Annotated in this window: 18 protein-coding genes; 4 read left to right on the top strand and 14 right to left on the bottom strand. The window is 58.5% G+C overall.

Annotation, left to right across the window (positions count from 1 at the left end):
- The 6 genes from darG to ACVWZJ_RS07920 form a co-directional block, all read right to left on the bottom strand.
- A complete protein-coding gene (darG, locus tag ACVWZJ_RS07945; RefSeq protein ID WP_457385648.1) occupies positions 1–1,011 on the bottom strand; it encodes a type II toxin-antitoxin system antitoxin DNA ADP-ribosyl glycohydrolase DarG in 1,011 nt (336 codons plus the stop codon).
- 148 nt (positions 1,012–1,159) lie between these two features.
- A complete protein-coding gene (locus ACVWZJ_RS07940; protein WP_457395685.1) occupies positions 1,160–2,533 on the bottom strand; it encodes an ABC transporter ATP-binding protein in 1,374 nt (457 codons plus the stop codon).
- Positions 2,534–2,556: 23 nt separating this feature from the next.
- Positions 2,557–4,284: an ABC transporter permease gene (locus tag ACVWZJ_RS07935; RefSeq protein WP_457395683.1), complete on the bottom strand. Its 1,728-nt coding sequence runs from the start codon at positions 4,282–4,284 to the stop codon at positions 2,557–2,559.
- Between the two features lie 67 nt (positions 4,285–4,351).
- Positions 4,352–4,630: a DUF7219 family protein gene (locus ACVWZJ_RS07930; RefSeq protein WP_414342480.1), complete on the bottom strand. Its 279-nt coding sequence runs from the start codon at positions 4,628–4,630 to the stop codon at positions 4,352–4,354.
- 82 nt (positions 4,631–4,712) lie between these two features.
- On the bottom strand, positions 4,713–5,675 hold the full coding sequence (locus ACVWZJ_RS07925; RefSeq protein WP_414342482.1) for a PDDEXK family nuclease: 963 nt from the start codon (positions 5,673–5,675) through the stop codon (positions 4,713–4,715).
- Between the two features lie 460 nt (positions 5,676–6,135).
- Positions 6,136–7,584 carry a carotenoid oxygenase family protein gene (locus ACVWZJ_RS07920; protein ID WP_457395681.1) on the bottom strand — a complete coding sequence of 483 codons (1,449 nt, stop codon included), beginning with the start codon at positions 7,582–7,584 and terminating at the stop codon, positions 6,136–6,138.
- 166 nt (positions 7,585–7,750) lie between these two features.
- On the opposite strand from ACVWZJ_RS07920, the gene ffh reads away from it, so the two are divergent.
- The 3 genes from ffh to ACVWZJ_RS07905 are packed head-to-tail and all read left to right on the top strand — an operon-like array spanning position 7,751 to position 10,792.
- The gene (ffh, locus tag ACVWZJ_RS07915; RefSeq protein ID WP_011431929.1) at positions 7,751–9,214 is read left to right on the top strand and encodes a signal recognition particle protein; all 1,464 of its coding nucleotides are present in this window, start codon (positions 7,751–7,753) and stop codon (positions 9,212–9,214) included.
- A 9-nt stretch (positions 9,215–9,223) separates the two neighbouring features.
- Positions 9,224–9,682, top strand: a complete 459-nt coding sequence (locus ACVWZJ_RS07910) for a tRNA (cytidine(34)-2'-O)-methyltransferase (RefSeq protein ID WP_011431928.1) — start codon at positions 9,224–9,226, stop codon at positions 9,680–9,682.
- A gap of 48 nt (positions 9,683–9,730) precedes the next feature.
- Positions 9,731–10,792 carry a histidinol-phosphate transaminase gene (locus ACVWZJ_RS07905; protein ID WP_011431927.1) on the top strand — a complete coding sequence of 354 codons (1,062 nt, stop codon included), beginning with the start codon at positions 9,731–9,733 and terminating at the stop codon, positions 10,790–10,792.
- A gap of 27 nt (positions 10,793–10,819) precedes the next feature.
- Here ACVWZJ_RS07905 and ACVWZJ_RS07900 read toward each other — a convergent pair whose 3' ends face one another.
- From ACVWZJ_RS07900 to ACVWZJ_RS07885, 4 genes are all read right to left on the bottom strand, one after another.
- Positions 10,820–14,920: a helicase domain-containing protein gene (locus tag ACVWZJ_RS07900; RefSeq protein WP_011431926.1), complete on the bottom strand. Its 4,101-nt coding sequence runs from the start codon at positions 14,918–14,920 to the stop codon at positions 10,820–10,822.
- A gap of 181 nt (positions 14,921–15,101) precedes the next feature.
- Positions 15,102–16,256: an RNA-guided endonuclease InsQ/TnpB family protein gene (locus tag ACVWZJ_RS07895; RefSeq protein WP_457395678.1), complete on the bottom strand. Its 1,155-nt coding sequence runs from the start codon at positions 16,254–16,256 to the stop codon at positions 15,102–15,104.
- Between the two features lie 184 nt (positions 16,257–16,440).
- A complete protein-coding gene (locus ACVWZJ_RS07890) occupies positions 16,441–16,587 on the bottom strand; it encodes a hypothetical protein (protein ID WP_011431924.1) in 147 nt (48 codons plus the stop codon).
- Between the two features lie 2 nt (positions 16,588–16,589).
- Entirely contained in the window at positions 16,590–16,748 is a 159-nt protein-coding gene (locus ACVWZJ_RS07885) for a hypothetical protein (protein ID WP_011431923.1), read from the bottom strand.
- A 287-nt stretch (positions 16,749–17,035) separates the two neighbouring features.
- Between ACVWZJ_RS07885 and ACVWZJ_RS07880 the strand changes: the two genes are divergently transcribed.
- A complete protein-coding gene (locus ACVWZJ_RS07880) occupies positions 17,036–17,488 on the top strand; it encodes an Hsp20/alpha crystallin family protein (protein ID WP_011431920.1) in 453 nt (150 codons plus the stop codon).
- A gap of 38 nt (positions 17,489–17,526) precedes the next feature.
- Here the strand turns inward: ACVWZJ_RS07880 and ACVWZJ_RS07875 are convergent, their stop codons facing one another.
- The 4 genes from ACVWZJ_RS07875 to ACVWZJ_RS07860 all read right to left on the bottom strand — a co-directional run bounded on the left by ACVWZJ_RS07875 (position 17,527) and on the right by ACVWZJ_RS07860 (position 23,362).
- Entirely contained in the window at positions 17,527–18,309 is a 783-nt protein-coding gene (locus tag ACVWZJ_RS07875; protein WP_011431919.1) for an SAM hydrolase/SAM-dependent halogenase family protein, read from the bottom strand.
- Between the two features lie 68 nt (positions 18,310–18,377).
- Complete coding sequence (gene argZ, locus ACVWZJ_RS07870; RefSeq protein WP_011431917.1) at positions 18,378–20,510, bottom strand: bifunctional arginine dihydrolase/ornithine cyclodeaminase; 2,133 nt, start codon at positions 20,508–20,510, stop codon at positions 18,378–18,380.
- An 84-nt stretch (positions 20,511–20,594) separates the two neighbouring features.
- Positions 20,595–21,347, bottom strand: coding sequence for a response regulator transcription factor (locus ACVWZJ_RS07865; RefSeq protein ID WP_011431916.1), 753 nt, complete (start codon positions 21,345–21,347; stop codon positions 20,595–20,597).
- Positions 21,348–21,550: 203 nt separating this feature from the next.
- Positions 21,551–23,362, bottom strand: a complete 1,812-nt coding sequence (locus tag ACVWZJ_RS07860) for an ABC transporter ATP-binding protein (protein WP_011431915.1) — start codon at positions 23,360–23,362, stop codon at positions 21,551–21,553.
- Positions 23,363–23,622 lie beyond the last annotated feature (260 nt).

Below are 23,622 nucleotides of genomic sequence, written 5' to 3'. Positions count from 1 at the left end.
CTAGGGCCGTGTTTCGAACTGGCTTCGGCTGGCCGCAAGCGGCTCTGTTGGAAGTGCCTTGAACCACCCCTTCTCTGCCAAAACTCGAGCGGCAAGCAGGATCTGTTTGCTACTGAATTGTTGTTTTCTATCTCCCCAGGCGTAGAAGCTTTCCACCAACTCTGCCGTCGTAGAAGGGTGCCCACGAGTCACGATCCAGTGGACAGTAGCCAGCAATTCTAGACCATAGGGCGACTCAAAGCCCTCCACGAGGTCGCTGACACGCTCAAAGCGTTCTCTCGTCTCTGGCTGTCCAGCGAGATATCTATGGGCTTCCTCGACAGCACCGGGCACCAGTTCCAGCTTCTTGTCTGGTCGATCACCGCCCGAGCCGTACCCAGAGATGTAATATCCCTCGATTTCTTTGAGAACATGCCGCAAGTTCTCGGCGTAGGGTCCATGAACGCCCTTTGTAAATCGCAGGCGAAGCGGCTCCCCGGCTTCCTGCAGGAAGTACATCAGCTTGTGCAGCTCAAGCAAAGAGACAAACGGAACAAGTAGACCGTTTACATAGCGCTCCATAAGGCCCACCAGCACCGCTCTTCCCGGCGTCAAGGAAGGGATCTGGCCGCGGCGCATGCTCTTCGGTAAAGGCTGAGGCCCGGTGGGCTCAAAGACAAGGATGTGGACGTCGGGAAGTTCTGCTAGCGCCTGCTCGATGCGGGAGCGCACATCGGGCCAATGAAGACCCCCGAGGCCGCAGCCTAGGGGTGGCAAAGCGACTGAGCGCAGACCAAGATGCCTGATCTCCTCGGCAAGGGACTTCAGCCCAGCTTCTATATCCTCGATCCGCGACTTCCCCCGCCAGTGGCGTTTTGTGGGGAAATTGATGATGTAGCGCGGATTGGTCAGGTTTCCGGTCTCGAAAACGAACATTTTGCCCGGTTGGACTTCCCCCCGCCGGCAGGCTGCGGCATAGGCCTTGAAGTTCCCAGGCCATGATTTCAAGTGCTGTCGCAGAACCAGTAACAAGAATCCCCTGCCTTTAGGCAGGGGGGTATGTCAAAATCCCTTGCAAGTTGTCTACATGAGTAATGTGGTAGATTTTGGGACTTTCTGGAATTGGCGCCATACCTCCGCTCTACGATGCAGCTTTGAAAAAGGCAGAGCCAGATGCGCTTCAGTCGGAACGAGAGTTGAGACCGACAGGCTTTTGAGCAGTGGAGCTCTCGCTTGGCTCGGGCAGATAGAGACGTTCTTCCGAGGCGTCGTACTCAAACAGCTCTGCATAGCGTCCCCAGTCAATGGCGGTGGCAAACTGCCGTTCGGCTTCAGCGTGGGGGAAGTGTTCGTCCCAAAGATCCAAGAAGAAGTCCGCTCGCATGGAGCGGCTGCCTTTTTCTTCCAGGGTCTGCAAGATGCTGCGGAACACGGGCACCCGTGCCAATAGCTGTTGTCGGAAGAGATCCTTGCTGCGCAGGATGGTGGTGTTGGCAAAGTCCTGGCCAATTTCGGTCAGTTGCACCACCCCGCTGGCCACCTCGGCAAAGCCCAACAGCACCGCCGCATCCAAAATCGGCAGCAGATCGTCCACGGCCAGTTGCAGCCGCTCGGCCAAATCGGCAATCTCCGCCCGCCCTTGCGGCCACTCCACGATCAACTCCAGCAGACCGCTGATCCCGCCCACCCGCGCATGGGGCAGAGGCAGGGCATAGGGGGAAGCCGCCTTATCACCGACCGGAGCAGGCAGAGCCACCTCTCCGGTAACAGCAATTTCGGGGTTGGTCATGATCTCGTAGATGTAGTCCACCAAGGACTTAAAGCGGGGATCCGTGCGCTCGTGGGGCCGCGGCAGGTCAATTCTCACCTCCCCCCGGATCCGCCCTGGGTTGGATCCCAGAATCACCACCCGATCTGCCAAAAACACCGCCTCTTCGATGTTGTGGGTAACGATGAGGATGCTTTGGGAAGGGAAGGCTTGGGCGTTCCACAGCTCATCAATTTCCCCCCGCAGGTTTTCGGCAGTCAGCACATCCAAGGCGCTGAAGGGCTCATCCATAAACAGCACCTTGGGCTCTAGGACAAAGGCGCGGGCAAAGCCCACCCGCTGCTTCATCCCCCCCGAAAGCTCCTTGGGGTAAGCGCTCTCAAACCCATCCAAGCCCACCAAGTCAATGGCCTTCAGGGCCTTTTGCCGGCGGATCTCGCGGGGGATCCCTTGGGCTTGCAGCCCCAGCTCCACATTTTCTTGCACGGTCAGCCAGGGTAGGAGAGCAAAGCTCTGAAACACCATCGCCACATCGGGGTTAGGCCCGCGTAGAGGCTGGCCGTTGCTCAGCACCCGCCCTTGGCTGGGGGGGATCAGGCCCGCCATGATGCGCAAAAGGGTGCTTTTGCCACTGCCGCTGCGGCCCAGCAGAGCCAAGACTTCCCCAGCCCGCACTTGCAAATCAATTTGGCTTAAAACGGTAAACTCCCCCTTGCCCTCTGGCAAAGGAAAGCGCTTGTAGACTTTCTCGACCTCGATCAAAACGGGGGAAGCTGCAGAGCTCATATTGCCTCAGAAATTGATAAAGACTAAAGGTGATACTTTTCTTCCGCCAACTGATACAGCCGTCGCCAGAACAGACGGTTAATGCCCACCACAAACAAGCTCATCATGCCAATGCCCAAGGTAATGCGGGGCCAGTCTCCCACCGCCGTTGCCTCAGCAATGTAGGTGCCCAACCCCGTAGCCGTCAGGGTGGTGGATCCCCAGGCCACAATCTCCGAGACAATGCTGGCGTTCCAAGCGCCGCCGCTGGCCGTGACTCCCCCGGTGACCCAGGCGGAAAAGATCCCTGGAATGATCAGCTTTCGCCAGCGCTGCCATCCCCGCAGGCCCACATCCACGGCCATTTCTCGCAAGTCCGTGGGGATGCTTTGGGCACCGGCAATGGAGTTGAAAAGGATGTACCACTGTGCCCCCAACGACATGAGCAAAATGCTGCCCCACTCAATGCTGATCTGGGCGCGGATAAAAAACAACGTGGCAAAGGGAAAAAGGAAATTGGCCGGGAAAGCTGCCAGGAATTGCACCACCGGCTGCAGCAGTTTCGCCAGTTTTGGATTAAAGCCAATGGCCACCCCAATGGGAGTCCAGATCACCGTGGCGAACACCAGCAACACGCTAACCCGCAGCAGGGTGAGGATCCCTAGCCCGAAGGTCAGCATCACCTCTCCAAAGCCCACAGTGGTAGCCACAAAATAAACAATCCAAATCCCAATGCCGCCAATAGCTATCCAGGAAAGCTGAGTCAGCAGCCGCTCGCGGCGTCGCTCGACCTCAGGACTAAGGGGATCCACCCAACGGGGGCGAGTTAAGTGGGACAACAGCCGATCCACCAACTCTGCCAAGGGGGACAGCCAACTGCCGATCAGCCGCGGGATCCGCGCCGTGGTCAGCAGATCGTACAGCCAGGATTCGGGGGCAGCAGCCCCGCTGCTCTGTTCCAGGCGAAACTTATCCGACCAAGCCACCAAAGGCCGCCAGAAGAGCTGATCCACCAGCAGGATCACCCCGGCCATGGTCAGGAGCGCCCAGCCCAGCTTGGGCAGATCCTCCGCCTGGACGGCCGCTTCCACATAGGATCCCAGGCCCGGCAGCGTGTATTCCTGGTTGAGCACGCTGATGGCTTCGCTGGCTGCCACAAAGAACCACCCTCCGCCAAAGCTCATCATGGCGTTCCAGATGAGGCCCACCATTGCCGCCGGCACTTCCAACTGGGTAAAGCGCTGCCACCCCGACAGGCGATACAAGGTAGCGGCTTCCACCAACTCTTGAGGCAGAGTGCGCAAGGATTGGTAGAAGGAAAAGGTCATGTTCCAGACCTGGCTGGTGAAGATGGCAAAGATAGAAGCCGCCTCCAGCCCCAGCAAGCTGCCGGGAAAAAGGGCAATAAAGCCGGTGACGGTAATGGAGAGAAATCCCAACACCGGCACCGATTGCAAGACATCCAACAGGGGGATCAAAATTCGCTCGGCCCAGCGACTTTTGGCAGCAATGTAGCCATAGATCAAGGTAAAAAGGGTGGAAAAGGCCAAGGCAATGAACATGCGCAAGGTGGAGCGGGCCGCATAGTAGGGCAGGTTGCGCGGATCCAAGTCGATCCGGGGCACCACCGCCGGGGGCTGAAACCGCTCAAAAGCCCCTACCCCCACCTGCGCCACCAAGGCCAGGAGAACCAACGTGCCCAGAATGATGGCCCCATCGGCAGCCCCCGCTGGCAGCCGACGCAGCGCCTCCGGAGAAGGAAAAGTCCTCATCTTCCCTGACCAAGCCCGGCATCCGCGCCCAGTGTACACCGTTTGCGGTTAGCCAGGATCCAGCCGGCTACTCTTCCGGCAAGTCGGGGGGAGACTCCTTCCACTGGGGATCGTCCAAGATGGCTTTTTTGGTCTGCTTGAGTTGTTTCCACAGCTCTTTGATTTGCCGGTAGGCTTCTTCCGGGGTAATTTTGCCCCCGGTTTCCAAGCTACAAATCAAGGACACTTTATTGCTAAATTCCTGCAGGTTGGCATCAAAAACTAGGTTCTGCGGCTTCACTTCGCCCCAGTAGGGATAGCGAGGCGAAATGAATTCATCTTTGTTGGGAGGAGTTGGTTCTGCCACGGCCTAACCAGGGTAAAAGAATGGTTCACAACAAGAAGGTCAACATGAAAAGCTCCATTAAAGCAGGATCTACTAGCCCAGTTTATGGGCGTTTTCTCTTAACCGGCTTGGGTACTTTTGTGGGATCTCGCAGAGGATAAAACGGCTCTTGAATAGACGCTTCCCCACGTGTCGAGGGGGTGGAACTCTTCCTAGCTTTGGGTTGGGGGGGGGAACGCTTCAGGCGTGGGCGCGGCGGCGTTTTGAGCACAGGGCCGATGGGAGTGCCCGCCTCCACATAGAGCAGGGATCCGCGGCGGCGCACCTGCAGATCCCAGAAATTGCCTACCCCTTTGCCCGGCAGGGATCCAATCAGGCGCAATTTGAAGGCTTGGGGCTTGGGGGCTGCGGCTCCATCCTTCTGGACTCGCTGAGAGGGAGAGTTGGCAGAAGCTTTTTTGCCCGATTGACGGATCTTGACAATGATGAACCCTTTCTCCTGCGATTGAAAAACGACCTCGCCCCGGATGGAAAACCAATCCGGCACCACTGTTGGACGGGATCCCTCGGGGAGAGTTCGCCCCATTTCTTCTGGGGCCCACACCCCCAGCAACTGCACGTGCAGATCTTCGGTTTTGTCGCGGGTGCGAGGATAAACCACCCACAGATAGTTGCGTTCCGGCCGTAGATGCTTGCGTACCAGGCTCATCACCCGGCCCAGCAATACGGCATTCAGATCCAAGCCATCCGAGGTGCGCAAAATCCCGCGGGTAAAGTGCTCTGGGGAGGGGATGTATTGCCCTTCGATGAGGCCGATGGCTCGGTATTGCATCTTCTCCCCAGGCGGGGGGATGGGTTCCAAACAGACTCGCTCTTTCTTTTCTTCCAAGCTAGCAGTGGTACTGACAACGGGCTGCAAGGACTCCGTCCCGCTGTCGCGAACAGCACCAGGAGCTGCCGCAGGATCCTGAGCTTTCGCTGATGACAGGGATCCCTTGGCCTCACCCGTTGAGCTGGGTCTGGGGGGCCGTACCGGTCGAAAGGGAGGTCTCAGATCGGAGGACATTGTGACGGTTCCGTTGCAGTCAGTCCAAAATGCTCAGCGGCAAACATTTACTTTACCGTTGCAAAAACAGGCTATAGCTTTAGCTTTGCTCTTGACCCAAGGCTTGCTCAGCACACCACCCATTAGCCTAACAATGCCCAACAGCGTTTTTCCATTCTGCTTCTATTGGGAAACTCCTAGCAGCTGCCCTTGCCCGCAGTTGTCAACACTGTAGCCGACCTGTAGCCAATGGTAGCAACTGTTCCAAGGGAATGGTTCTCAGGCTGCAGGATGTCTATTCCCCAGACAGGGCCATTGATATTGATGAGTATCTGTAGTTTTTTCCAGCAACGCTGACTGGAGCCAATAGAGGTGTTTTTGCACAGCCGGGATCCAACTGGCCGATCCCCAGGGCTCTCTAAGGGCTGGATTGCATTCCCTCAGCCAAGGGGATCCATTCAGCCATCTTGAAGCTCATCGCTTAGGCAGGCGTTACCCACACCTGGGGAGTAAAACTGCCGTGTAGGCCATAGGGAATGTGGTGCCGCAATGGGATCCGCGCAACCGGGCCGGCTGTCAGGTCGGCTGCTTCTAGGATCACCACTTGAGAGCGCTGGCTGGCCGCATCAAAAACCACCGTCACGATCCACCCTGCCTCTTCGCCCTGGTCTTCTGGATTGGGGATGAACACCGGCTCTCCCACAAAGCTGCGGGGGGCAAAGCTGTACTGCTGCGTGCGGCCTGTGGCAGTATCCAGCTTGAGGATGGCTTGCAGAGGAGCATTGGGGCCAGGAGCATGGGTGGCCCCGATGTAGATGTAGCGGTGGGATCCCCCCATTCGAGCCGGGTGGATGGCCGGAAACTCCACCGAGCGATCCAGCAGCAGTTCCCGCTTCACGCTGCCCCCCTTGGGATCCAGATAAAACCGCCACAGCTTGCCCGCTGGAATTTGGGCAAAGTCAATCTGCAGGTAATCGGCATCCGGCTCCAGGGCAGGGTAGCTCTCATAGAGGACGGCATCCACCACAACCCGATCCCCGACTCCGTAGCCGTTGACAAAATGGAAAACAAACCCCGGCTCCGTTTCCAGTTGCAGCGGCTCGTCGCCCTGGGGAAAGAGCCAGATGCGGGTCGGCTCCCCCGGTTTCAAGGTCAGACAGGTGCCCGCCGGTTGCCAGCCCAACACAAACGGCAGGGGATTGAAAGCCAAGGGATTTTGGAAAAAGATGCGGTAGCGGGGTGTCCAGACAAAATCATGCAGAAAGGCAAAACCGGGCAGGCGGTAATCCCGCTTTTCCACCAAGCGCCCGCGCGAGTCCAGACGGTAAAACAGCAACGTGGAGTTCTGGGCAGCCCGCACCCCAAAGGCGATGAGATCTCCCGTGTGGGGATCCCGCCGGGGATGGGCAGTGAAAGGCTGGCTGGCCGAGATCCCTCCTGCAAACGTTTCGATCCCCTCGGTGGCCAAGGTGGCCGGGTTCAGCCGGTAAGGGGCACTGGCCTCCCACAGGGCCAGCAGCTTATCTCCCTGGTAGATGACGTTGGTGTTGGCGGGATTTTTAAACCGCAAGTCGAGAAAGTTGCTCCACCAGCCGCCCGGCTTTTGGGTGCCAAACACCCCTCGGTAAAGCACCCGACCGGCTTTTTCCTCTGCTTCAAACTCGCGGGTGCGCACAAACCGGTTGCGAAAATGAACCTTCCCCTCCACAAAGGTGATGGCGCAGACCATGCCATCGCCATCGAACGGGTGCCCGTAGCGCTGGGATCCCGCCTCCAGCTTGCCCGGGCCGTTGCGAAACAGGGTTCCCCGCAACCCTGCCGGGATCCGTCCTTCGATCTCCGTAATCCAATAGTCGTACTCCTGGGATAGGGAGCGATAGCCCAATTGCCAGTCGGTGGTGCTGTAGGGAAGGGAAGCGACGCTGACCATGGAAGATCTGCATGCAACGCCCTCTATTGTTGCTTAAACTTTTGTGAAGTCGCCAGTTTTTCTGGGCCGGGATGGTCTCCTGGGTGGGGATCCCCAAGATGGAGTCGCCCCGATTCGACTATGGTAGGAAATGCCCCCAAAGCGCCTGACAGGATCCACAGTACCCATGTTTGATGCCCTCTCCGAGAAGTTGGAATTGGCCTGGAGAAAGCTGCGCGGCCAGGACAAGATCACCGAAACCAACATTCAAGAAGCTCTGCGGGAGGTGCGGCGAGCCCTGCTGGATGCGGATGTCAACTTGCAGGTGGTGAAGCAGTTCATCGAGGATGTGCGGGAAGCTGCCCTGGGATCCGAGGTCATCCTGGGGGTGACGCCGGATCAGCAGTTCATCAAGATTGTCCACGACGAGCTGGTGAAGGTGATGGGAGAAGCCAACGTGCCCATTGCCCAAGCGGAGCAGCCTCCCACCATTGTCCTCATGGCCGGTTTGCAGGGATCCGGGAAAACCACCACCTGCGCCAAGTTGGCTTTGTACTTGCGCAAGCAGGGCAAGAAGTCCCTGATGGTGGCCGGAGACATCTACCGTCCGGCGGCCATCGACCAGCTCAAGACGCTGGGCCAGCAAATTCAGATCCCCGTTTTCGACCTGGGCAAAGCAGATCCCGTCGAGATTGCCCGGCAGGGGGTGGAGACGGCCCGGCAGCAGGGCTACGACTACGTGATTTTGGACACTGCCGGTCGTTTGCAGATTGACCTGGAGATGATGGCGGAGCTGGAGCGGATCAAGGCGGCGGTGCAGCCCCACGAGATCCTGCTGGTGGTGGATGCCATGATCGGCCAAGAGGCAGCCAGCCTTACCCGAGCCTTCCACGAGCGCTTGGGCATCACTGGGGCCATTCTCACCAAGCTGGATGGGGACACCCGCGGTGGGGCCGCCCTTTCCATTCGCCAAGTGTCCGGTCAGCCCATCAAGTTCATCGGTGTTGGCGAAAAGGTGGAAGCGCTGGATCCCTTCTACCCGGATCGCATGGCCTCCCGCATTCTGGGGATGGGGGATATCCTCAGCTTGGTGGAAAAAGCTCAAGAGGAAATCGACCTGGGAGATGCCGCCAGCATGGCGGAGAAGATGATGACTGCCCAGTTTGATTTCACCGATTTCCTCAAGCAGATGCGCCTAATTAAACGCATGGGATCCTTGGCAGGGCTGCTGAGACTGATGCCGGGGATGGGCAAAATCAGCGAGGAACAACTGCAAAAGGGACAAGACCAACTGGCCCGCGCCGAAGCCATGATCAACTCCATGACCCCCGAAGAGCGGCGCAACCCGGATCTGTTGGCCCGCAGCGTCAGCCGCAAACGACGGGTGGCCCGCGGATCTGGCCACAAGCTGGAGGATGTCAGCCGACTGGTCAGTGATTTTCAACGCATGCGCGACATGATGCGCAACATGGGCATGGGTGGCGGTTTTCCCGGTATGGGTTGGGGGGGTGGGCGTACCTCTCTTCCCGGCGGGGATCCCAGTTGGCGCGGACGTTCAACGGCCTCTCCCTCTCGGCAACAGCCCAGCCGCAAGCCGGGCAAAGGTGGGGGTAAAAAAGGGGGCGGCAACCGCGGATTTGGGGGCAAGTAGGATAGGACTATGCCCTTCCACGTTGTTTTGGTTGCCCCAGAGATCCCGGCCAATACGGGGAATATCGCCCGCACCTGTGCAGCCACCGATACGCCTCTCCATCTGGTGGATCCTCTGGGGTTTCGCCTTTCGGATCGCTACCTCAAGCGGGCGGGGCTGGACTACTGGCAGCATGTCCAACTGTATCGCTACCCCTCTTGGTCTGCTCTGGTGCAGGCCCACCCTGAGGCCCGGTTCTGGTGTTTTAGTGTGCGCGGCAAAGCCCTCTATACGGAAGTAACCTATCAGCCGGGAGACTGGTTGGTGTTCGGCAGCGAAAGCCGGGGGTTGGATCCTCTCTTCTTGGAAACCTATCCCAGCGTGCGCATCCCACTGCGGGGGCCGGTGCGCAGCCTGAACCTCAGCAATGCCGTAGCGATTGCCCTTTTTGAGGCGCTACGTCAGCAGGGATCCCTGACCAAAGAATAGGGGGTCGGGTTGACCCTGTTATGATAGGTGTTTCGCCCCGTCAGGAAGATGTGTGCCTTGCAGTATCTGCGCCCCGACTTGCTCTACCTCAAGCCCTACGACGCTGTGCCAGCCCCGGCTGCCGACAAGCTGGATGCCAATGAGTTCCCCCTCGATTGGCCGGCGGGCTTCAAGCAGAAGCTCTCCCTCCTTTGGGAAAAGGGGATCCCCAGCAACCGCTATCCCGATGCCCACCACCGGGGCCTGAAGCAGGCCATCGCCGCCTATGCCGGAGCGGAGCCAGAGCAGATCAGCCTGGGCAATGGGTCGGATGAGCTGATTCGCTCGCTGCTGATTGCCACTTGTTTGGGCGGGCGGGGCGGTATTTTGGTGGCAGAGCCCACCTTCTCCATGTACGCCATCCTGGCCCAGAGCCTGGGGATCCCAGTGGTGCGGGTTCCCCGCGACCCGGAGACGTTTGCTCTGGATCTAGAGCGATGTCAACAGGCTTTGAGGGAGCATCCGATTCGGGTGGTGTGCCTGGTGGATCCCAACTCGCCGACGGGGAATGGCCTGACGGCTGCAGAGTGGGAGTGGGTGGAAGGGCTGCCCGAAGAGATTCTGGTGATTTTGGATGAGGCCTATTTTGAGTTCAGCCGGCACACAGCCCTGCCCAAATTGGCGGAGCATCCCAACTGGGTAATCTTGCGCACCTTCTCCAAAGCCTTTCGCCTGGCGGCCCACCGGGTGGGCTATGCTGTGGGTCATCCACAGCTTATGCAAGTGCTGGATGGGATCCGCCTGCCCTACAACCTCACGGCCCTTTCTCAGTGGGCGGTTCAGATGGCTTTGGAGCATGCCGAGGAGCTTTTGGCCGACGTGACGCTAATTTGTCAGGAGCGGGAAGCCCTTTACCAAGCTCTGCAGGAGCTGCCGGGGGTGCGGGTGTGGCCCAGCCAAGCCAACTTCCTCTACTTCCGGGTGGCCGGCTGGGATCCCCAAGAGCTGCAGCGGGCCTGGCAGGAGCTGGGGACTGGTGTGCGCTACACGGGTGGGGGGCTGCGTCTGACGGTGGGCACCCCTGAAGAGAACCGACGGGCCTTGGAGCGCCTGCGCCAAATCCTGCAATAGGCCTCCCGGCCTGCGTTCGGAGCCAGCCTAGGTGGATGGGTCGGCGCGCGAAAAGCGCTGGATCAAGCTGTGCACCTGCTGCAAGTGTCGTTCGTCCAGATGCTCCAGCGCCTGGGCGATTTCCGCTCTGAGTCGGCTCTGGGTGTCGGTTTGGGCCCGCTGCAGCAGCCAACTTTGGACAGGGCTGGGGTGCTCCACAAAGTCAAGCGCCCAGGGATCCCGTTCGTCCAGCTCAGGTTCTGCCTGGGGCAGCTGCTCCCTCCAACGCTCTTGAGCCTGTCGAAACTCCTCCGCCAAACGATCTGTTGGGCGCCCCTCCGCTTGGAGAACCTCTTGATACCTTTGGTGGGTCACCAGCCAGCGCTGCCGAATTTGAGAGCGTTGCTGCCTGGTCAGCCTGCCGGTTCTGCTTTCGGTGAAGCGCTCGTAAAACCTGAGCGTGTCTCGGTAGTGGCCCAATCGCTCACAAGCCAAGCCTACCTCCAGGGGCTGTAGCCACCAGGCCCGCTCCATCTGTGTGCTGGTAACCACTTCCTGCAGAAAATCTCGCAGCCCAGGGGATTTGCGCCTTAAGTCTTCCCAGTTGGTCCGGATATCCCGGGCCATGGCAGCCACCAGCTCGTAGTCATGTCCCCGCTGCCACGCCTGAGGATGGGCCTGCACCGTTTTCCAGAGCTTCTCCCACTCTCGGCACTGGATCAGAACTCGCAGCATCAGCGGCCAGTCTTTCAAGCGCTCCAGACTGGTGACGACGTCGCCGATGTACTCTGCCCACTCGCCTGTGAGGGGACGTCCTGCCTCTTGCCATCGGTCCAGCACCACCGAGTCTTGGCGGTCTTTGGATAGCCACCTCACCTTGCCGGGAAGGGGTTCCAGGTGGATCTTGGCCCGGTAGTAGGGGGAATGCTCCGTTTGGCCCCCCTGATCCCAAACCTCTACCGCCCGCTCAAATTCCTGCCGATAGAAGTGACAGATACCCCAAATCTTGTAGTACTGATTCGCGAACGGCTGCCGCTGGCCGAGAAAGGCCAGACGTCCCTTCAAAGCCTCAAGGGTCTCTTGCAAAAACCGGCTGCGGGCCTCTTCCTGGGGGCAGAAAGTTCCCAAGTTGTTGAGAACTTGCTCAAGCTCTGCCAAAAATTGCTGTACACACTCTTTCCAGGTGGAATCCGTTCGTGTAAGCGGGACGAAGTCCCTATCTTTGGGGCTGACTTCAACGCTCAGCCAATCTCGCACCCGCACCACCTGTCGGAAGCGCTCCATAGACTTGACAGAGGTTCTTTGGGTCGCCACCATCAAGTCCACCAAGGGGCTGTAGTCTGGGATCCCAGGACATCCAGCAAAGTAGGCGGCGTTACGCTGCAGCTCCAACCAGGCCTTCCCTCTCCAAAAGCACTCCCAGGCTTCTCGTTTAAGATTTTTGTTGGGCAAAGCAGACTGCTCCAGGCTCAGGAACTTTTGCCCTGCGGAAACGTAATCCCTCTGGAGCTTGAGGAGCCAGGCCTGACATTCCTGTTCTAGAGGTGGTTTTTTTGCCTTCCGCGCCAGAGTTTGAACATCCTCCAGAAGTTTAGGGTTGCCCTCCTCGATGCCGCGCCTGAGAAGCTCAAGAGCTGCCTCCTGCAGATCTTCCAAGCTTGTATTGGTCCAGTACTGGATATTGATGCCTTTGACAGGGTAACCCAATACCGGTGGGTCGGTCTCCCATTCCGACCGATCCGGTTGCAGAGAAGGATGATCGAGCCAAGAGTTGGATTCTAAGCTTGGATCCCAGAACTCCCGCCAACCGGCAGAGGTGTCCACAATGGCCAGGGCCTCGATGGGGCGGGTAATGCCGACATACAATTGGTTGAGAAAATAATGGAGTTGCAGGGATATCGCCTCCCCAGCTCCTCGGGCGTAATAATTAAGCTGCCGGTTAAAGTTTTGTCGATAGGCGTTTCCAAACTTGTAGAGGATAACTTTTTTGAACTCCATTCCCTTAACAGACGTAGCAGTTTGCAGGAGCGGTGGTTTAAGATTCTGCTTCAATTCCTCGGCAAAGATCTTCTGGAGTTCGGGATCCTGACGCACGTAGTTCAGCTCCTCTCCCACAGGACAGGGTAAGATACAGACTGTTCCTGTGAGATCACTAAGCATTTTTCTAAGCTCATCTTCGATTAAGTTTCTTTCCTGACCATCCAGCACAAACCTTTGAACCGGCATGCCCTGCTCATGGGGACGCCAGGGCTGTTGGGGATAGATTTCTCGACTCTTGCTGAGAACTCGCCGCCACAGGTTGACTACATTGCTAAAACGAGTAACTTGTGGATTGCTGCGATAGTTGTTTCTCAGCTCCTGCGGGCCTGCAATCTCAAAGGGATGGCTCGGCAACAAGTAGGCGCGGATATGCTCGTAGAGATATTTTTTCAGAGCAGCCCAACGAAATCCCGTTGGGTTAATGGTTTGCAAGGGATCCCCGGCAAAGGCATAGGGCAGGTGCTCAATAGCCCAATCCAACTTGTATTTTCCCCAAGGAGATAAGCAAAAAATGATATTCAGCTCAAGTTGGGTAAAGTCCTGAACCTCATCGCAAAAAATGACTGGATGAATAGGATTAAGAGTGCCATTTTGCAGCACATCTCTGGCCAAATCTTGGTCATCCCAGTAGCCCTCATGGGTGGTTCGATCCCGGTAACCCGGCCAAATCTCTTCGTAAATCCGCTCGAAGGCTTCTTCATCCACACTGCGGTCGGCCTCAGGCAATTCTCGGTAGCTATCGGGATCCAAATAGTCACTGACCTCATAGCCTTTGATCAGCGTGCGAATGGTGTGCCAAGCCAGCTCTACATCGCGGCGACCACAATACCAGCTCTGAAATCGATAAAAATTGACATACCGATCCGGTTGGTAGCGTTCTTGCCGCTCGGCAGGAAGGCAGTTCAGCAGGTAATCCTGAAAAGTGCTAAAAAAAGTTTGACATTGCTGAATTTCCTCCGTGGAGAAGCTGCACCCCTTCTCCCGATAGCGGTGGCTGATGCGCAAAATTGAACTTACCCTGTCGCGGGCTTGCTGCACCAAGCTTGGGCTGTAGGTCAAAAAGAGAGGGCGGTACTCAAGAGGTCTCTGTTTTGAAGTTTTGAGGTAGTGGCTGCAATAGTCGGCAAAGCGGTAGTACAACATCAGAGATTTGCCACTCCCGGCCCTTCCGTTGATCAGTAGGGGCATGGATGTACTCTGCAGGATTTCTTCCTCCTCCATGGACAAAGCCAAATTTCCCTCTGTGATCTCCTGCATTTCCAACCAAATGGTCTCATCCATCACCATGTAGTCGGGGTAGGCGCGACGGGCGTACCGCTTCCACACCTCCAAAGGTTGCGGGTGCTGGAGAATGTCTGGCTGCTTGGCTTTCATCCCAAAGAGGCAGGTTTGGCATCCCAGCTCAAACCGTTCCTTTTGCTCTGGGGCGTGGTCGTAAACTCCAATGAGAAATGGAAACAATCTCCCCGGCTGCTCGCACGCTTGTACCAAGCTGACGGCCAGATACAGGGATTCCTCCTGCCAGCATTTGACCTCTGCCTCCAGATAAAACGGCGGGAGCTGCCGGTAGAGCCTGCCTTCAATTACCAAGCGGGATACTGCTTGGTAAGCCTGGCGCCGCTGCTCTGGAGAAAGGGCCCGTACTTGCCGAACCCATTCCCCGCTTTCCAACACCAGCCGCTCCTGCGGATTGGGAGCATTCAAGAACTGTGTCCATTCATACAGCTCGTCGGGCAGAGGGGGGAGATGGTTTGGCGGATCCCCTGGTTCGTGCCGCTGCGCCAGCCACGCCTGCAAACGGTCATCGGGCACCCAGCTCCGCACCCGTTCTTGATAATCCGGATCTCGCCGTCGGTCTAAGAACTCCCGGTATTCGTGACTGCCTCTCGGCCAGAGGCCAAACAAAACCAGAACGGGTACCTCGCCTACATAGCGCAGCTCCCCCACCAAGCGAATGTTGTTGCGGAGATTACGCTTCCAGTAAGGGTAACGAACGTCAAACAACTGGCTCAAAAGGGTGCGACCCCCCTCTTCCAGCCGTTCTATCAATGCTTCTAGGTTGCACTGGGTTTTGCTTCCCAGAAATTCCTCCGGGCAATATACATACATGGGATCTCGCTGGGTATACTTGGAAGCTATCCTAGTGCCGGACTACTGGCGAAAATTGCCGCTGTGCCAAAAGTCTTAATTTTTTTCATAATCCCCACGTAGCCCACAACTACCTATGTAGCCATTTGCAAACTCACAAAACATCTCGATTCAAGCTTTTGTAAACTACCCGACACCCGCGCTATGCGCAGGGTGCGAGCTTTATCCCAATCCCTAGCGGCCCCAGAGGACAGCTAAGTTTCGGAATTTCAGGCGAGTTTACAGTCGCCCCAAGGAGAGAGATTACTTGAGCAGCGTTATGGTCAGCATCCCCTTCCCACCCGCAGTGCCCACACTTGAACGACTTACCATTGCGGTAGGACTTACCCCGCTCAGGATGGATGTGCAGGCATTTGTGGCAGGTCTGACTGGTGTAGGCAGGCGGCACCAGTACCACAGGCACTCCAGCAATAGCAGCCTTGTAGGCCACCAACGTCCTGAGCTGGTAGAACGCCCAGTTGTTAGTCCTGCGCCGCTCAGCCTTACTTCGAGGCTTCTGATTCAGGCAATCTCTGATGCCTGTCAAGTCTTCAAAAGCCAGTGCCGCACCAATAGCCTGGGCATCCCTGACCAAGGTTTTACTGATGTTATGGTTCAGCCATGTCTGGTAGCGCCGTTCTCTCCCAGAGAGCCTTCTCAGCAGCCTCCTAGAGCTGCGAGTGCGTTTGGATTGAACCTTGGCGCGTACACGGCTGAACCGGTCACGGACGGCCTGGATGTGCTCTCCACTCCAAGAGCGTCCGTTGCTAGCGGTGGCGATATCCCGCCTGCCCAAGTCAACTCCGATTACCTTTGGAGTTTTGCCGGTCGGGGGAGTGTCCAGCTCAACAGCAATGTTGATGTAGTAGTCCCCCTGCTTGGTCTTGGACAGGGTTGCGCTGGTGGGCGTTTGCCCCCGCAGGAGCGCTATCTGGTAGCCACCGATCTTGAGCTTGAGCCAAACCCGTCCGCTCATCAGGGTCACGCCCACGGCTTGGTCGGACTCTCGGTACTTAAAAGTACGAGCGTCCAAAGTCAGACTGGTGGGGCGGAACTTGTGGACTTGCTTCACCGCCTTGGCATTGCTAATCACCCGACGGAGCGCCTGACAGACGTGGTTGGCTTTCAGCCCCGTTGCTGCCCTTACCGGCCGATAGACCAAGTGGTGCAGCTTGGCGGTGTTCCAGCAGTTCTTTTGTTTGGCGGTGTCGAGAATCTGGTTGCAAGCATTCGCAAAGCCCTGCAAAGTGCGGTCAATTTCTTGACGCAACTCTTGTGGGACTATCAGCTTGCAACGTACAGAGATAGTCTGGCTCATGGGCTTATTGTAGTTTATCCAGACTTTTGACCAGCAAACCTATATGGAGGAGGGCTTTCCTCCCGACACCAAGCCTGCGGCTATGGTGCGGGCCTCCAGCCCGAAAATTTGGTGAAATGCAAGGACTCCGTCCCGCTTACGCGTTCGCGTTAGCGTCGCGTAGCGACAAAGGACTCCGTCCCGCTTACGCGATCAGCAGCTCAATCTGGCCGGTTTCCATATCCACTGCCAATTCCACCCCCGCCACGGCAAAGGAGACGGAAGATTCGTCGGCGGCATGGTGCAGCTCCACCTCGATGGGATCCGAAGCCCTTTGGGCCAGCTCCGGCAAAGTCAGGGATCCCTGGGGAGCCGAAAAACGCCCCTGCGCCGGCGTACCCCCACCCAGCCCAGCTCCCGCAACAAGCTCAGCAGAGTGATCCCCGGCGGAACCACCTGCCCATAGGGTTGGCCGTTCACCTGAAATCGGATGGGAATGGGAGTGGGATCCATAACGGTCTTCTTTTTTCACTCACATCTACCCCATTCTGTTTTGAGCAAAATGTTTCGAGTGAACCATTGGATTGCCCTGTTTGTTTTCATCCCTCTTCCCCATGAGGTGAGGGGATCCTGCCTATCGCAGATCGGTTTGCCCTCCCTCGCTGGGATGGCTTTCTTGGATGATCAGAGCAGGATTTTGTGAATTCAAATCCCAAGTGCAGGCCAAGCCTTCTTTGCCGAGATCTCTTCGCTTCCCTCAACTCCATTGATGACTTAGCCTATTTACCCTAGGAGACACTATGGCAACTCTTTACTTCAGCCCGCTTTTCGAGGTACAAGCTCTGCAAGCGGAGCCCAACCGGGGACGCTCTCGCTCCTTCCTGCCCACTCCTCTGCAGGTTTGGGAGAGCGGCGAAGCCTACACCGTCCAGTTGTGGGTGCCCGGTGCCAATCGGGAACGCTTCCACATCGAGGCCACGGCTCAACAGCTCTCCATCAGCGGCGAGATCCAGGTTCACGGCCCTGAAGGTGCTGAATTGCGCTACCAAGAAGTGGAGCCCCAACCTTTTCAACGCATCCTCAAGCTGGCCCGCCGCATCCAGCCGGAGAAAGTCTCGGCCACCTATCGCGACGGCATCCTCACCCTCACTCTGCCCAAAGCCGACGCAGCGCGGGTGATCAAAGTCCAAGTGGGCGCCTCAAACCCCACTACTCCGACGGAAGCCGTGACGGTGGAAAGCCAACCTGCCTAGGATCCCCAGTCTCTCCCTCTCTTTTCAGGCGAGGGGATCTAGCCGCTCCACTGCACGCGCACCTCATCTCCCACTTTGAAACCCAAGGCACGGCTGGCATTGCCTCGGTTTTGCACGATCTCCACCCAGCCGGAGCTGCCCACCAGGGCCAGCACTTCCCCAACTTCTCCCTCAGCAAAGGTGGCCACGGAGCGGACGGGGATCCCTTTGATCCAGGCGCTCCAGCTTCGACCTTCCACCCAATGTCCGGGCAGGTTGGTGATGCCGTTGCCGAAGTGGTCGATGGCCTGGACCAGGCCGCGACAGCCGTTGGTCTCCATCTGGGGTGGCGGCCACTCCCAGCGGGTTAGTTCTGCTACGTCTAGGGGATCCCCCAGCTCCGCCAAAGGGATCCCGTTGGCCAGATGAGCGGCAACCGGGGCAAAAATATCCCGCCCATGAAAGGTGCGGCTGGGAGAGGGGGTGCGCCAATAGCGGGGCCGGTTGAGTTCCACAGCAGCCAGCGCCGGAGTTTGGGCCAAAACGCCGCTGAACAGGCCATTGTCAGGGCCAACCAAAAAGCCCGTCTCGGTTTGGATGGCTACCGCCCGGCGGCTACTCCCCACCCCTGGATCCACAACGGCCAGGTGAATGGTGCCCGACGGCAGATAGGGGTAGGCCGTCATCAGGGCAAAGCGAGCCGCCGCCACATCCTGAGGCGGGATCCCATGGCTGAGGTCGATGAGTTGAGCCTGTGGGGAAAGGGTATGAATCACCCCTTTCATAATGCCCACATAGGGATCCTGCAGGCCAAAATCCGTCAACAGGCTAATAAAAGGCATACCCTTTTGAGGCTTGAGGATCCCAGTTTAAGGATCCCAAAAGATAACAGCGCTTATGGATGGGGTGGCTAGCGGGCAGCAAGAGCAGGTTGCGGGCGCTCATACACCTGCCCCAAACGCGCCAACTGCTGCACCAACAAACTCAAGAACAGGCCCACATCGGTAACAATCCCCACCGACTCCAGGGATCCCCGATCGGCCAGCTTGGTCACCACTGCCGGGTTAATGTCCACGCAGATCAGCTTGACCCCGGCAGGCGTCATGTTCCCGGCTCCAATGGAGTGCAACATGCTGGAGAGCATCAACACCATGTCGGCCCCCTGTAGCAGCCGCGCGTAATCCTGCTGGGCCTTGATCAAATCCATCTCCGTATCCGGCAGCGGCCCATCGTCACGGATGGATCCCGCCAGGGAGAAGGGCACCTGAGCGCGAATACACTCGTAGAACACCCCGCCGGTAATCACGCCCGCTTCCACCGCAGCTCGGATACTGCCATACTTGCGGATGAGGTTGATGGTTTTGAGGTGATGCTTGTGGCCGCCCTTGACCGGGGTGCCCCGCGACAGATCCACCCCCAGCGAGGTGCCGTAGAGATTCTGCTCCAAATCGTGAACGGCAATGGCATTGCCCCCCAGCAGCGCCTGCACATAGCCCTCCCGAATCAGGGTAGCCAAGTGGGATCCACCGCCCGTGTGGATGACCACCGGCCCTGCCACCACCACCGTTTTGCCGCCCCGCTCCTTGATTTGCCGCAGCTCCCAGGCAATCTGCTCCACCAGGATCTCCACCCGCCGCTCGCTGGAGACCCCCGATCCCATAAAGGTGAACTCCTGGGAAGAGCGCTCTTTGCTGGCCTGGCGCACGGTGCGGATCCCTTCCACCCCACACACCACGGCATCCCCCACCTGCAAATCTCGAATCAGGGTGCAATAGGCTGAAAACTCCGTCTTGCCATTGCAATCGGATCCCTTGACCACGATCACCCCATCCATGCGCTGCCGCTGCACCGGGATCCACTGGCCGGCCACCCGCACCTGCGTGGGATAGATGGTGGTGACATAAAAATCGTCGGGCGCTACCCCTGCTTTCTCTACCCGCTCCAGACGGGCATCTTGCTGGGTTTCTTCCGAGAGACGGGCCCCCTGCTCGATCAAGGCGCTGAGAATAGTATCCAGGGTCTCTTCGGTGGGAGCGGAAACGGCCAGTTCCACCGTGGAAGTGCTCTGCCGTTTTTCCCCAAGCTGAAACTTGAGGATCTGGAAGCTGCCGCCATTGTCGACAATGCAATCGACGGCTCTGGTGAGCAGGTCGCTGTCCACCAAGTGTCCCTGGAGGGTCACCGTCCGGCTGAGCACCGTGGCCACCGGATCGGTTTGGGGAGCCACCGTCTCGTCGAGGCGCAGCGTCAGGCACTTGGCCGCCCCACCGGCTTTCAGGAACTCCGTCAGCTCCGTCTGCACCACCGCAAATCCCCGCTCCTGTAGGGTGGCTTCCAGCTCTGGGCTGACCCGATTCACCAAGATCGTGCCGTTCACATCCACGGCATTGCAGGCAAAGTGAATGGCATCCGCCTCCTGAACCGGGATCCGCTTTTCAGGGGGCACCCGCATCTCGATCAAACGGTTGGAATAGGCATCAAAAGCCGGTGGATAGTAAAGCAAATAGCCTTCGGAGAGGGGGCAAAAGCAGGTGTCTAGGTGGTAGAACCGCTCGTCCACCAGCCGCAAAGACAACACCTCGATCCCCAGCCACTTGGCCAAGTAGGGGTGAGACTCCAACATGGAGCGAAAGCCGTAGCCCGCCCACAGCCAGCGCCCTGCCCGATCCAACAGAGCATCTCCCGCCCCCTCAAAAGCCAGGGCCGGCGGCAGCTCATAGACGGTGTAGCCCTGTTCCTCAAACCAAGCCTTGAAATGGGGCTGTTCCCCCTGCCGCTCTGGGTGATAAAAACGGCTCAGCACCACCTTGGATCCCAGGATGAGCCCAGCATTCGCCGTAAACACCATATCCGGCCATCCCGGCACCGGCTGGATTAGCTTCACCTCCGCCCGCTGCGAGAGATGCCGATAAAGAGCCTGCCACTGCTGCAGCGCCCGTTCTCGCGAAGAGCGGTGAACATTCCCCACCATCCAGGGGTTGATCACATAGTCCACCTCGTAGTGATCGGGTGGGCACATCAAATACCGAATGGCACCAGGCATAGATCTCAGAGCGCAATCTGCAGCAGGGCATCCCCTAGATTAGCAGTTGCGTGAGCAGCATCCTCAAGAATCATGAAAGAATCATTATTTGTGGGAATCTTTCGCCAGCTCTGGCTGCGGTGGGACGGGATCGGCAATGTTGGGCAACTCCAGACAGTAGCCCGCCCCATAGACGGTTTTGATGTACTGGGGGTGGCGGGGATCCGGCTCCAGCTTGGTGCGCAGGTGGCGGATGTGAACACGGATGGTCTCGATGTCGTCGTCGGGCTCGTAGCCCCACACCTCCTGCAGGATTTCGCTGGGGGAAACGGTCTGCCCATGTCGCTGCATCAGACAGTGGAGCAGGTCAAACTCCAGGTGGGTGAGCTTGATCGTTTTGCCGAACCACAACGCCTCAAAGCGCTCCGGCACCAGCGTGAGAGGGCCATAGGTGAGGATCTCCCCATGCTTGGCCGCCTGTGGGATCCGGTCTGAGCGACGCAGCAGGGCCCGCACCCGCACCAGCAGCTCCTGCACCTCAAAAGGCTTGGTCAGGTAGTCGTCGGCACCGGCATTAAAGCCCTCGATCTTGTCCTGGGTTTGGCCGAGGGCGGTGAGCATCAAAATCGGGATCTCGCTGGTGCGCTCCTCCCGCCGCAAGCGCTGACAAACGGTCAGGCCATCTACCTGGGGCAGCATCAGGTCGAGGATGATCAGATCGGGGAGAACTTGCAGAGCCAGTGCTTGTCCGCGCACCCCATCGGTGGCCTTCACAACCTCGTAGCCCGCCAACTCCAGATTGATGCGCAGGATATCCAGAATCGAAGGGTCGTCCTCAATAATGAGTATGCGAGCCATAGCCGGTTGCAGCCCAAACTGCGGATAAAACGTTTTGTTAAATGTGCTAACAAAGAGCCGAAGCTTTACGACTGGAAGTTTACTTAATTTTAGCCTCATTGCAAATCTTACTGCGAAGTTAACCCGCAGGGTTGCCCAGCCCGGAGCCGGATGCAGGGGAAACTTTTCAACCCGTTTGGGGCAAATGGGTGCGTTTTTAAGGCCTACGGCCCGCTATCGCGAACGGATCTCCCTTTGGGGGAAGTGCTCCGCACCGCTGGCGCGAACGCGGCGATGAGGCGGCGGGTGTAGTCCTGCTGCGGCTGCTGGTAGATCTGGGAGGCGGGGCCAAGCTCTTCGATGCGGCCCCGGTTCATGACCATGATGCGGTCGCTCATGAACTTGACCACGCTCAGGTCGTGGGAGATGAACAGGTAGGCCAACCCCAGTTCCTCCTGCAGATCCTTGAGCAAGTTCAGCACCTGGGCCTGCACGGAGACATCCAGGGAAGACACTGCCTCATCGCAGACGATCAGGCGGGGCTCCGAGGCCAGGGCGCGGGCAATACAGATCCGCTGCCGCTGTCCTCCGGAAAACTGGTGGGGCAGGCGATCCAGCGCTTCCGGATCCAACCCTACCCGTTCAAACAGGCGTTGGGCCCGTGCTCGTCGCTCAGCAGCATTTCTCCCAATCCCGTGCAGGGCCATTGGCTCTATGACGCTGGCTCCCACACTCATGCGCGGATCCAGTGAGGCTGCCGGATCCTGAAAGATCAGCTGAATCTCGCGGCGGAGACGACGTAAGCGTTGGGGCGGCAAGCGGAGCAGCTCCTCGCCGTCGTAGATCACCTGGCCAGAGCTGGCACGGACCAGGCGCAACAGGGTTCGCCCCAGGGTGGTTTTGCCGCAGCCGGACTCTCCCACCAGCCCCAAGGTCTCTCCGGGGTAGAGGTCAAAGCTGATCCCATCCACAGCTCGGATCTCGCCCACCTGGCGGCCAAATGGCCCTCGACGGACGGCGTAGTGGGTTCGCAGATCCCGCACCTGCAGTAGGGGGGGCTGACTGTACAGCCGGCGCAGCCGTTCTTCCTCTAAGGACTCCGTCCCGCTTACGCGAACGGCAGCCGGGATCTCCACCTGCTGCCACTGCTCCTCTGGGGATCCCCCTTTTTCCAGAAAATCCTGGACGGTGGGCAACCGCCGCAACCGCCGCTCCAACACCGGGCGACAGGCCAACAGGCCGCGGGTGTAGGGATGCTGGGGATCCCGAAAGATCTGCTCCACCGATCCCTGTTCCACAGCTTGGCCCCGGCGCATCACCACCACCTGATCTGCCAGTTCGGCCACCAAATTGAGATCGTGGGTGATGAAGAGGATGGCCATCTGCCGGTGCTGCTGCAGCTCCCAGAGCAGGCGCAGGATTTCCGCTTGCACCGTAACATCTAGAGCGGTGGTCGGCTCATCGGCAATCAACAGTTGGGGATTGGAGGCGATGGCACAGGCAATGGCCGCCCGCTGGATTTGGCCGCCGGAGAGCTGATGAGGATAGCGCTCCAGCATCTGGGGAGAAAGCTGCACCTCCTCAAACAGGCGAATGGCTTGGGCGCGGATCTCCGCCGGGCTCAGGGAGGTGTTGGCCCTCAAGGTTTCCTGTAACTGCTGGCCACAGGTGTAGAGGGGGTTGAGGGCGGTGCTCGGCTCCTGGAAAATCATGGCGATCTGGGATCCGCGATAGCGCCGCCGTTGCCGGGGATCCAACTGCAGCCAGTCCACCGTTCCGTCAGGGCCCTTGAAGAGGATTTTGCCCTCCACCCGAGCCGAGCTGGGCAGCAGATCAATCAGCGTCAGGGCGGTCATGGTTTTGCCGGATCCCGACTCCCCCACCAGGCCTAAGGTCTGGCCGATCCCGATCTGGAAAGACAGCCCGTCCACCACCGGGGATCCCGAGGGCTCGCCAGCTGCACGGCTGGGCAAGAAAACCCGCAGCCCTTGTACGGTCAGCAAGGCAGAATCGGCAGTAGAGACAGCCTCAGTCATGGCGACGAAAGTGCTCCGCACCGCTGGCGCGAACGCATTAGGGGAATTGGCAGGATTATAGACTACCGCCCCCGCCTTGGCCTCCAAAGTGCTCCGCACCGCTGACCAAAAGGCGCGGCAAGCCCCGTCCTTCAGGGCGGGGAAGGATAGCGCGAACCGTAGCCTATATCGTTGTCATCACGCATAGGTCAAGAATACGATTGAGCGGTGCAACGACTTCAAGCCTTCAAGTACGAATTGCTGCCCAACGGCCAGCAGGA

This window comes from Thermostichus sp. OS-CIW-29, from assembly GCF_054058195.1.
Note: the sequence above shows the minus strand (reverse complement) of the source record. Positions and strands in the feature narration are given on the sequence as shown.

What these genes read in the sequence shown, in the direction of transcription:
- ACVWZJ_RS07880 (WP_011431920.1), top strand. Translation starts at nt 17,036, where the DNA reads ATGGCAACTCTTTACTTCAGCCCGCTTTTCGAGGTACAAGCTCTGCAA.
- ACVWZJ_RS07875 (WP_011431919.1), bottom strand. Translation starts at nt 18,309, where the DNA reads ATGCCTTTTATTAGCCTGTTGACGGATTTTGGCCTGCAGGATCCCTAT.
- ACVWZJ_RS07895 (WP_457395678.1), bottom strand. Translation starts at nt 16,256, where the DNA reads ATGAGCCAGACTATCTCTGTACGTTGCAAGCTGATAGTCCCACAAGAG.
- ACVWZJ_RS07935 (WP_457395683.1), bottom strand. Translation starts at nt 4,284, where the DNA reads ATGAGGACTTTTCCTTCTCCGGAGGCGCTGCGTCGGCTGCCAGCGGGG.
- ACVWZJ_RS07860 (WP_011431915.1), bottom strand. Translation starts at nt 23,362, where the DNA reads ATGACTGAGGCTGTCTCTACTGCCGATTCTGCCTTGCTGACCGTACAA.
- ffh (WP_011431929.1), top strand. Translation starts at nt 7,751, where the DNA reads ATGTTTGATGCCCTCTCCGAGAAGTTGGAATTGGCCTGGAGAAAGCTG.
- ACVWZJ_RS07865 (WP_011431916.1), bottom strand. Translation starts at nt 21,347, where the DNA reads ATGGCTCGCATACTCATTATTGAGGACGACCCTTCGATTCTGGATATC.
- ACVWZJ_RS07920 (WP_457395681.1), bottom strand. Translation starts at nt 7,584, where the DNA reads ATGGTCAGCGTCGCTTCCCTTCCCTACAGCACCACCGACTGGCAATTG.
- argZ (WP_011431917.1), bottom strand. Translation starts at nt 20,510, where the DNA reads ATGCCTGGTGCCATTCGGTATTTGATGTGCCCACCCGATCACTACGAG.
- ACVWZJ_RS07900 (WP_011431926.1), bottom strand. Translation starts at nt 14,920, where the DNA reads ATGTATGTATATTGCCCGGAGGAATTTCTGGGAAGCAAAACCCAGTGC.
- ACVWZJ_RS07885 (WP_011431923.1), bottom strand. Translation starts at nt 16,748, where the DNA reads ATGGATCCCACTCCCATTCCCATCCGATTTCAGGTGAACGGCCAACCC.
- ACVWZJ_RS07905 (WP_011431927.1), top strand. Translation starts at nt 9,731, where the DNA reads ATGTGTGCCTTGCAGTATCTGCGCCCCGACTTGCTCTACCTCAAGCCC.
- ACVWZJ_RS07910 (WP_011431928.1), top strand. Translation starts at nt 9,224, where the DNA reads ATGCCCTTCCACGTTGTTTTGGTTGCCCCAGAGATCCCGGCCAATACG.
- ACVWZJ_RS07925 (WP_414342482.1), bottom strand. Translation starts at nt 5,675, where the DNA reads ATGTCCTCCGATCTGAGACCTCCCTTTCGACCGGTACGGCCCCCCAGA.
- ACVWZJ_RS07940 (WP_457395685.1), bottom strand. Translation starts at nt 2,533, where the DNA reads ATGAGCTCTGCAGCTTCCCCCGTTTTGATCGAGGTCGAGAAAGTCTAC.